The organism is Secundilactobacillus malefermentans DSM 5705 = KCTC 3548 (genome assembly GCF_001436395.1).
GTDB lineage: Bacteria > Bacillota > Bacilli > Lactobacillales > Lactobacillaceae > Secundilactobacillus > Secundilactobacillus malefermentans.
This window is the reverse complement of sequence record NZ_AZGJ01000097.1, coordinates 1-1,731: the sequence shown is the minus strand read 5'-3', so window position 1 is coordinate 1,731 and position 1,731 is coordinate 1. Positions and strand designations below refer to the sequence as shown.

Annotated in this window: 1 protein-coding gene; it reads right to left on the bottom strand. The window is 39.7% G+C overall.

Annotation, left to right across the window (positions count from 1 at the left end; genetic code table 11):
* Window positions 1-194 precede the first annotated feature (194 nt).
* Window positions 195-1,532: an IS4 family transposase gene (locus FD44_RS09815; protein ID WP_010619419.1), complete on the bottom strand. Its 1,338-nt coding sequence runs from the start codon at window positions 1,530-1,532 to the stop codon at window positions 195-197.
* Window positions 1,533-1,731 lie beyond the last annotated feature (199 nt).

Genomic DNA, 1,731 nt, shown 5'->3' with positions numbered 1-1,731 from the left:
AAATACATTGTATAGGGAATAAGCAATGTCATTAAGTTAGTGACTTGACAATTATTAGTCCCTGAGGAAATCGCTCGGCTAATTTTAAAACCACCTGATTAGTCATTTCATGATTGCTAATTGGGTGGTTTTTATAATTTAAAGCTAATTTAAAGCGCACTAAAATAAGGGCGACGCAAGATTAGGTTGTCAGTTTACGCGACTCGATAAACAAAACTAACCGCACGCTTAGGTTTTAGTCGCCGCTTATTTTTACGCCCGGGGCGAATCGGGACTAAGTAGGTGCCAAGCTGAATCAATAACGCTTGAAACTTTGCCTGCTGGTTATTGCGGTAATAATACCGCACGATCCTAGTGGCCAGTTTAAAATTAATGGTGTCCCAATGATGGTGATTGGTCTGCGCGACGTAAGCTTGATTAACGGCTGCACTAACCACATTGTACATGATTAAGTTGGCGTAAAGTTCCATTTCAATAAACTGGTCTTTTTTGGAATGAAATTGAATGGCGCCAAGATCATATTTTAGCTTAGAAAAAGCGGTTTCGATGCCCCAACGCAAATGATATAACCGTTTCATTCGTGGTAATGGAAACTGCTTTGCCGGAAGATTAGTGATCAAGACTTCCCACGCTGGCTTACCGTCAGCTGTTGTCCCAATTTGAAATTTACAAGCCCGGAATTTAACGGTACAAAAGACGCCAAAATCCCACCGCCGATCTTTGGTATTTTTGGAACGAAATGGTTCGTACTGGTGCCAATAATGTTGAATACAATGAATGTTTTCACTACTTTTATGCGTAACGTAATAATGATTAGAAGTGGTCACGCGGCACGCGATTGCTTGATCACACTCACCATCTGGAAAATTTTGAATTTCTTTGATACTGCCGCCTAACTTGGCTCGAATAAGATAATGCAACCCCTGGTGCCGGTTTAGATTTTCAATTAGATTAAAGCTTGGGTAGCCACGGTCCATCATCACGATCGAATCGTCTGGTAGGTGATCAAGCATGGCTAAAACACTGCCGCGTTCGTCCATTGCCGTTTTGGGTTGGCTAATACAGTCTTGATAGCTTTTATTTAACAAGTCGTATAAAGTATTAACATGCATTTGACAATAAGGCTTATTTTTTGAAAAATCACAAACGTACTTTGAAGTAGGATTCCAAGGCAGATCAAAGTCCGAGCCATCGATCGCTAATACATGGTAATGGTGATCCAACAGTTGCGCGTTAGCTATTTGCTGGTTGAATTGATGAAAAATATGTTTGAAGCAGTCGGGTTTTAGCTTACCTTTTTGTTGTTCAAAGGCAGAAGCTGAAACTTGTTCATCAATACCAGGAAAAGCATTGAATAACTCAATGTTAAGGCTGTTACCCTGCATATTAAGCATCGTTTTAATCATCGTACCAGCAGTTAATTTCCGTTTACGCGTAAAATCCTGTGGTGAATGAGTGTAATCATGAATATGGCTAACTGTTTCATTGATAATTTGGTCCAGAACGCTTAAACTGTTAGTTGGGTTTAACATTAGTGACACACTCCTTATCGGTATTGGATTGTTACAATTAGGCCTGTGGAGGAGAAGGTTTAGTGCCTTCCCCTTTTAGTTTACCAAGTTTAAAGTAAAAAATAAGGCTTCAGCTACATAAATGATGTAGCTGAAGCCCTATTCTTTTTTGTCAATAGCTTAACTTAATGACATTGAGGGAATAAGTGGCGTCGCTTTA